At 64.0% G+C, this 7,030-nt stretch carries 6 protein-coding genes; 2 read left to right on the top strand and 4 right to left on the bottom strand.

The window, feature by feature from the left end; translation table 11 throughout:
• Window positions 1–66 precede the first annotated feature (66 nt).
• The 3 genes from V6M89_RS28675 to V6M89_RS28665 form a co-directional block, all read right to left on the bottom strand.
• The gene (locus V6M89_RS28675; protein ID WP_332856418.1) at window positions 67–2,379 is read right to left on the bottom strand and encodes a hypothetical protein; all 2,313 of its coding nucleotides are present in this window, start codon (window positions 2,377–2,379) and stop codon (window positions 67–69) included.
• Between the two features lie 123 nt (window positions 2,380–2,502).
• Window positions 2,503–3,225, bottom strand: coding sequence for a hypothetical protein (locus V6M89_RS28670; RefSeq protein ID WP_332856417.1), 723 nt, complete (start codon window positions 3,223–3,225; stop codon window positions 2,503–2,505).
• Between the two features lie 105 nt (window positions 3,226–3,330).
• Window positions 3,331–4,419, bottom strand: coding sequence for a serine/threonine protein kinase (locus V6M89_RS28665; RefSeq protein WP_332856416.1), 1,089 nt, complete (start codon window positions 4,417–4,419; stop codon window positions 3,331–3,333).
• Between the two features lie 63 nt (window positions 4,420–4,482).
• On the opposite strand from V6M89_RS28665, the gene V6M89_RS28660 reads away from it, so the two are divergent.
• Both V6M89_RS28660 and V6M89_RS28655 read left to right on the top strand, forming a co-directional pair.
• Complete coding sequence (locus V6M89_RS28660; protein WP_332856415.1) at window positions 4,483–5,178, top strand: UPF0149 family protein; 696 nt, start codon at window positions 4,483–4,485, stop codon at window positions 5,176–5,178.
• Window positions 5,179–5,182: 4 nt separating this feature from the next.
• A complete protein-coding gene (locus V6M89_RS28655; protein WP_332856414.1) occupies window positions 5,183–6,019 on the top strand; it encodes a dienelactone hydrolase family protein in 837 nt (278 codons plus the stop codon).
• A gap of 111 nt (window positions 6,020–6,130) precedes the next feature.
• Here the strand turns inward: V6M89_RS28655 and V6M89_RS28650 are convergent, their stop codons facing one another.
• Entirely contained in the window at window positions 6,131–7,018 is an 888-nt protein-coding gene (locus V6M89_RS28650; protein ID WP_332856413.1) for a heparin lyase I family protein, read from the bottom strand.
• Window positions 7,019–7,030: the final 12 nt, after the last annotated feature.

The raw sequence follows: 7,030 nt of genomic DNA, 5'->3' as shown, positions 1-7,030 counted from the left end.
CCATTTGAGCATGAGCTCGGCTGTTTAGCCGAGCTCATGCTCAAATGGGGGACCTGACCCCGGATTTTAGCGGGCGCGCCAGACGGCTTTGCCGGCTTCGGCTGGCGGGGCCAGGCGGGCGGCTTCCTTGCGGGCGCGGGCGGCGTCCAGCGTGGCGACCACTGCGCCCTCTTCCGCTTGCTTGCATTCGCCGGCGGCCACGGCCACCTTGGCTTGCACCGCTGCCAGCGCTTTTTGTGCGGCGGCGTGGCGGCGGGTTTCCAGTTCCAGCAATTTCTGTTTGGCGGCGGTCATCGCGGCGGTGGTGTCGGCCACCTTGCGCTGCATCGCCGCGTGCGCCTGGGCGGTTTCCAGCAAGGCCAGTTGTGCGGCGGCCTTGTCTGCCACGGCTTGCACGGCGGCTTGTTCGGCCAGCTCGCGCTGATGCATCGCATCGGCTTCGGCCTGCTCGCCGTCGGCACGCTGACGCGCGCAGGTGGCTACATTCCGTTCCGCTTCCAGGCGGCCGGCGATCGCTTTCGATGCGCGGATTTCGGAAGCGGTGGTCAGGCGTTGCTGCGTCAGCTTCTGGTCGATCAGCGCCAGCGATTGACGCTCGGTTTCAATGAATTCACGCTCGGCCAGCAACAACGCTTCGGCGGTGGCGGCCTTCTCCTGCTCGACACGGGCGCGCTCGGCGTGCACCACGCCCAGCTCGACCGCCAGGCGGGCTTGCGCCGCCAGCGCCTGGCCGGCGATGGCTTTCTGTTCGGCTTCCAGCGACACCTGCTCGGCCATCAGGCGGGCGGCTTCGGCTTCCTTCTCTGCTGCGGCGGCCAGGCGCTGCTCTGCTTGCTGCTGCTGGCGATAGGCTTCGGTCTGTGCGCGTTCGGCGGCGATGCGGTGTTGTGCTGCGTCGCTGGCATCCTGCTCGGCATCCAGTTTCTCTTTCAGCGCGGCGATGGCTTGCTGCTCGGCGGCGGCGCGGGCCTGTTCGGCTTGCAGCAATGCTTGCGCCTGCTCGGCCTTTTGCAAGGCCACAGCGTTGGCCTGGTTCTGCGCTTCGACGTGCAGCGCCAGCGTGGCGATTTCCTGTTGTTCGACGGCGTTCTGGCTGGCGGCCAGCTCGGCTGCTGCGCGCGACAAGGCCGCGCGTTCCTCGGCCAGCTCGGCGGCGCGCTGTTGTTCCAGGCTGTCGGCGCGGGCGGCTTCGGCGGCGGCTTCATCGGCAACCTGGCGCAGCTTGGCCTGTTCCAGCGCCAGCGTCTCGGCTTCGACCTTGGTGTGGGTTTTCAGTTCGGCTTCCTGCTCGGCCTGCACGCGGGCCAGGGCGACGGCGCGCAGCTGGCTGTCCACCTCGATGCGCGCTTCGGTCGCGGCCAGGATGCTGGCGTCCGCATCGCGGCGCGCCTGGGCGCTGGCGGCGGCCACCATCTCCAGGCGTTCGCGGTGGATCGCGGCGTCGCGGATTTCTTTTTCGGTTTGCAGGCGCAGATGCAGCGATTGCGCGGCGCTGCGCTCGGATTCGGCCTTGGCCAGCGCGATCTGTTCGCGTTCCTGTTCCAGATGCGCCAGGGCGCGGGCTTCTTCCAGCGCGCGCACTTCGGCGGCGGCGCGGTTGAAGGCCGATTCCAGCGCGATCTGATCGGCGCGTTCGCGCTGCACGGTCAGATCCAGCGCTTCGGCCTCGGCCTGCACCAGCATCTGTGCGGTCTGGCGGGCGGCGTAGGCGTGGCGCTCGCGTTCGCGCGCCATGGTCGCCACGCGCGCGTCGGCGGAGGCGATGCCGACTACTTCTTCCTTGGCGGCCTGCACGGCGGCCACGCGCTCCACCGCTTGCAGGCGGGCTTGTTCGGTTTGGGTCGCCAGTTCCTCGGCGGCACGGGAGGCTTGTTCGGCCAGCTCGGATTCGGCGGCGATCTGTTCGTGGGCGCGCTTGCGGCTTTCGCTCTCGGCCTTGGCACGCTGTTCGGCGGCAACGCGGATTTGCGTGTCGGCTTCAACGCGGGCGCGCAGTTCGGCGGTTTCCTGTTTGACGGCGTCCAGGCGGGCGACGCTGGCCTGGGCGGCGGCGCGCAGCGATTCGAGGCGCTCGCGGTTGGCGGCGATCGCCTCTTCCGACGCTTGCGCATTTTGCAGCGCGACGGCGGCGGCGGCGGCGTCCATCGCGGCGCGGTCTTCGGCCAGCGAGCGGGCGCGGGCTTCGGCGTGGGCGCGGTTCTCGGCGGCGCAGGCGGCCTTGGCGTCGGCTTCGACGCGGGCGATCGCTTCCTGGATCGCCTTCATCTCCATCGCGGCGCGCGGGGTGTGGGTCGGTTCGTCCGGATCATGCAGCGACACCATGGGGAGCAGAGTGACGCTATCTTGTACGCTGTCTTGTTTGGCCAGTTGTGCTTGCATGAGGGTTCTCGCTAGACGATATGTCCCGGCACCAACCGGGACTTCTGAGTTCTCATTATCAAGCAGGGATCAGGCAAGCCGAACCGCGAGGAGAGCGGGAAATACCCGCCAATTCGGCAGATCCTAGATCTTGGGTACCGGGGCCTGCCGGCGTTTTTCCATCTCGGCCTGGCGATCTTTCTCGACCAGCGCCTCCAGCGCCGCGGCTTCGCGGCTATGCGCAACGAAGTCCACCATGCTGACCTGAATCTCCTGGATCTCCGCGCCCTGGTTCTTAAACTCCGTCAGCATCACGGCCACCGTCTGACGGCACATCTCATAACTTTTGGCGAAACCGTTGTAGTTGACATTTCCGGCCACAGCCACCTTGCAAACATCCGGGCTGTCATTGGGCTTGTAGCGATTCGACTCCAAGGACATCCACTCAAGCGGCCCCAGCTGGCCACCGTGTTTGGTGACCGGCCCGTATTTAGCGATCAGGGCTTTTTCCATTTCAGCGCGAGATACCGGCTGGTCGAACCGCTCGCGGCGGGCGATGGCCTCCACCGTGCTTGTCTGCTGTCCAAAACCGACCTTAACGTAGCCCTTCTCATTCGGCATCATCCCAGGCCTCGGCACCAGATTCTGGTATTCGCGCGTCTGCGGGCGGGCCGGCATGCCAAGCCGCGCCACATAGTCCGCCTTGGCGACCAGCTTATAGCCCAGTCCGGTGAGCACTTTGTCGATTTGCGCCGGCGTATCGCCGATCTTGAGACCCAGGGTTTCCATCACAGCGGGCGATTTCTGCGCGTGGGCGGCGGCCGTCAAGGACAGCAACAGGGCGAATGACAGACTACGTTTCAGCATGGTTTTCCTTTGGAAGGTCGGATGCTCACGATGAGTATCACATCAACCTTGCCAATTTTACACCAGTCTGAAATCGGGCAGCGCTCCGATACGGCCGCCCCGTCGCTAGACCGGCAGCGGCGGCTCGTCCATCAGCGAAATCTGTTCCTTCAGCTCCAGGATGCGATCCTGCCAGTAGCGCTGGGTGTTAAACCACGGGAAAGCCACCGGGAAGGCCGGATCGTCCCAGCGCCGCGCCAGCCAGGCCGAGTAATGGATCAGCCGCAGCGTGCGCAGCGCTTCGACCAGATGCAGCTGACGCGGGTCGAATTCGCAGAAATCCTCGTAGCCGGCCAGGATGTCGCTCATCTGGCGCACCTGGTCGGATCGCTCGCCGGACAGCATCATCCACAAATCCTGGATCGCCGGACCCATGCGGCTGTCGTCGAAGTCGACGAAATGCGGGCCGGCGTCGGTCCACAGCACGTTGCCGCCGTGGCAATCGCCGTGCAGGCGCAGTTGCGGCAGCTCGCCGGCGCGCTCGTAGCTGCGGCGCACGCCGTCCAGCGCCTGCGCCGAGACGCTGGCGTAGGCTTCCCGCAAATCGGCCGGGATGAACTGGTTGGCCTGCAAAAATTCGCAAGGCTCGGTGCCGAAGGTGGCGATGTCGATCGCCGGCCGCTCCAGATACGGCTTGATCGCGCCCACCGCGTGAATGCGGGCGATGAAACGCCCGGTCCATTCCAGCACCGACGGATCGCTCAGCTCGGGCGCGCGGCCGCCGTGGCGGGTGAACACGGCAAAGCGGAAGCCATTAAAGTGATGCAGCGTGGCCCGGTCAGGCCCCAAGGCCAGCGCCGGCACCACCGGAATCTCGCGCGCGGCCAGTTCATCGGTAAAAGCGTGCTCTTCCAGGATGGCCGCATCGCTCCAGCGGCCGGGACGGTAAAACTTCACCACCAGCGGCTTGTCGTCTTCGATGCCGACCTGGTAGACGCGGTTTTCATAGCTATTCAGCGCCAGCAGGCGACCGTCGCCGCGCAGGCCGATGCTGTCGAGCGCGTCGAGCACGCACTCCGGATTGAGCGCCGAATAAGGATGCGGCGCCTGTTCCTGCGCGCTGTCGGCCGCCCCGCCCAGCGGCTCGGCCATGCTGGCGGCCAGGGCCGCAGCGCGGGCGTCTTCTTCTTCGTCGTCGAAATGATCTTGGTTCATCCCCGCATTGTACGGGGCGCGGCGTGTATACTGTCGGCTTCAATCCAATAAAAAGAGCAAGCCATGCAACTCGACCAGCCACTGAGCGAAAAAGAATTCGACGAATTAGACAACTTCCTGTTGTCCGACCGCAGCCCTGAAGATGCGATGACGATGGATATGCTGCACGGCTATCTGACCGCCATCGCCATCGGCCCGGAACCCATCATGCCGGTGGAGTGGCTGAAGCGGGTCTGGGGCCAGGAAGATACCGACGTCCCGAAATTCAAGAACGAAAAGGAAGAGGAACGCATCCTCAACCTGATCATGCGCTTCATGAACGAAGTGCTGGTGACGTTCGAAGTGGCGCCGAAGGAATTCGAGCCGCTGTTCGTCGAGCACGAGCACGAAGGCCAGACCCTGATCGACGCCGAAGCCTGGTGCTGGGGCTTCTGGGAAGGCATGGAGCTGCGTCCGGGTTCGTGGGACGAGATCTGGGAATCGGACATCCAGGAACTGATGAAGCCCATCTACCTGCTGGGCGCCGACGAGATCGAGGAAGAGGAACTGCCGCTGGTGGAAGATCCGGTCAAGGCGCACAAGCTGGGCCAGGAACTGGAAGCCAACCTGCCGGCCATCTACAAGTTCTGGGTACCGCGCCGCAAGCCGGCCGTCACCACCCTGGTGCGCGAAGAGCCTAAGGTCGGCCGCAACGACGACTGCCCTTGCGGCAGCGGCAAGAAGTACAAGAAGTGCCACGGCGCTGACACGGCGGAATAAGCCGATGTCCTTGCGTGCTGCGTTCATTAGTCTCCTGCTGACCGCAAGCTGCGCGTCGGCCTCCCAGCCGGAGCTGGTGACCGACCGCAGCACGCCTGCCCACCAGGCCGCCGACGCGGCCATGCTGAAATCGCTGGACCGCGACGTTTTCTTCAACGGCGCCTACGCCGGCCCGACCGGCACGCTGGGCTATCGCCTGATGTCGCCGCCCGCCCCGCAACCGGGCAAGCTCTACCCGCTGATCATCGTGCTGCACGGCTCCGGCGCCGTTGGCAACGACAACAGCAGCCAGCTTGGCGCACTCGCGATGTCCTGGTCCGCGCCGGCCATCCGCAAGCGCTACCCCGCCTACATCCTGGTGCCGCAATTTGCCGAGCGCAGCGCCAACTATGCGCCGTCCGCCACCGACGGCCTGCTGGCGGCCAAGCCCGGCCCCAACCTGCTCACCCTGCGCGCGTTGGTGGAAACTCTGAAACCGCAGTTCGCCATCGATCCCGACCGCATCTACGTCACCGGTTTTTCGATGGGCGCTTCCGCCGCCACGCAAGCGGTGCTGCAAGACCAAAACGAGTACGCCGCCGCAGTGGCCTTCTCCGGCATCGCCCCGGATCGCGCCGCCGCCGCGCAACTGAAAGACCTGCCGCTGCTGCTGGTCCACGGCGACGCCGACACCGAGAACTCCATCGAGCCGGACCGCGCGCTGTTCGCAGCCTTGCAGCGCCAGCCGGGCGGCGCCAAAGCCCGCATGCTCGAGTATCGCGGCATGGAGCACACCGTGCCCCCCGACATGCTGCTCGCCACCGCCTGGCGCGATTGGCTGTTCGCCCAACACAAGAGATAAATTACGCGAATACTGGCCATTGGCGCTTTGCTGCCCCGCACTAACTGCAGCATTCAAACTGCCCAATTCTTCATGTTGACATGCAGAACAACAATAGGGGCATCTTCCAGATTAATGGCCGCAAGGCGTCAGCGCGGTTAACTCTTGCTCCGAAGTCGTCTGCTCATCCCCGATATAGACGTAATCGGTATAGATCGTCTGGTTTGCAGGCATATTATCCAGGCCTGGCACATACAGCCCGGTTTTCGCATAGTTGCCGCCTGCCGTAACATAAGCGTTGAAAGCTTGCGAAGCCTGATATGTCAGCGTACCGTTCACCCACAGTTTGAACGATCCTTTGCCGGGCTCCGGCGACCAGTCTGCGCGCGCAACGAAGCAATGCCACCTATCGATTGCGGAGGCAGGCGTCAAATCGAGCAACTTGATTACTTGCTCGGAGGAAGCCTGCTTAGCTGGCGAATTCTGAGTGCTTGCAGTTAATCCCAATCGCAACGTATGGTCAAAGATCTCGAAACGCACAGGCGGCGAGACCGTAATGTTGCTGGGTTGAGCCGTATGTAACTGACCGATGATGGTAGGCGTTTGAGAGAAATTCCATGTCGATGGAATATAAACGCTGATAGCGTACCAGCGCACTCCGCTGACAACGTATTCCCATCTCGGAACAATCTCGTGACGAGCAATCTTGCTGCCATCTGTCGGATAAGCAATTTCCATCTTGAAGATAGGATGGCCCGCCTGTGCTGCTCCGGGATAGTCACTAGACCAACCTGGGGCCAGAGCTGAGCCCCCCGCGCTCACCGCATACACATGGGCAAAGTCCCGGGTGCTTACGTGGGTCGAGTTGTAGTCAATACCTGCAGTAGCCGTAGTCGGGATCGGATCACCATTGGTGAGGATGTTAGCAATCGCTCCGCCGGTCCCCGAAGAGATGCCAGCATTGGCTGCGCCGAACACGCCGAAGAGCAGCAATGGTAGCGCTTTATGTTTGATGTTCATGAGCGGTCCCTT

It is taken from the genome of Duganella sp. S19_KUP01_CR8, assembly GCF_036688705.1.
In the GTDB taxonomy this organism is placed as follows: domain Bacteria; phylum Pseudomonadota; class Gammaproteobacteria; order Burkholderiales; family Burkholderiaceae_D; genus Rugamonas.
Note: the sequence above shows the minus strand (reverse complement) of the source record. Positions and strands in the feature narration are given on the sequence as shown.

What these genes read in the sequence shown, in the direction of transcription:
- V6M89_RS28675 (WP_332856418.1), bottom strand. Translation starts at nt 2,379, where the DNA reads ATGCAAGCACAACTGGCCAAACAAGACAGCGTACAAGATAGCGTCACT.
- V6M89_RS28660 (WP_332856415.1), top strand. Translation starts at nt 4,483, where the DNA reads ATGCAACTCGACCAGCCACTGAGCGAAAAAGAATTCGACGAATTAGAC.
- V6M89_RS28665 (WP_332856416.1), bottom strand. Translation starts at nt 4,419, where the DNA reads ATGAACCAAGATCATTTCGACGACGAAGAAGAAGACGCCCGCGCTGCG.
- V6M89_RS28670 (WP_332856417.1), bottom strand. Translation starts at nt 3,225, where the DNA reads ATGCTGAAACGTAGTCTGTCATTCGCCCTGTTGCTGTCCTTGACGGCC.
- V6M89_RS28655 (WP_332856414.1), top strand. Translation starts at nt 5,183, where the DNA reads ATGTCCTTGCGTGCTGCGTTCATTAGTCTCCTGCTGACCGCAAGCTGC.
- V6M89_RS28650 (WP_332856413.1), bottom strand. Translation starts at nt 7,018, where the DNA reads ATGAACATCAAACATAAAGCGCTACCATTGCTGCTCTTCGGCGTGTTC.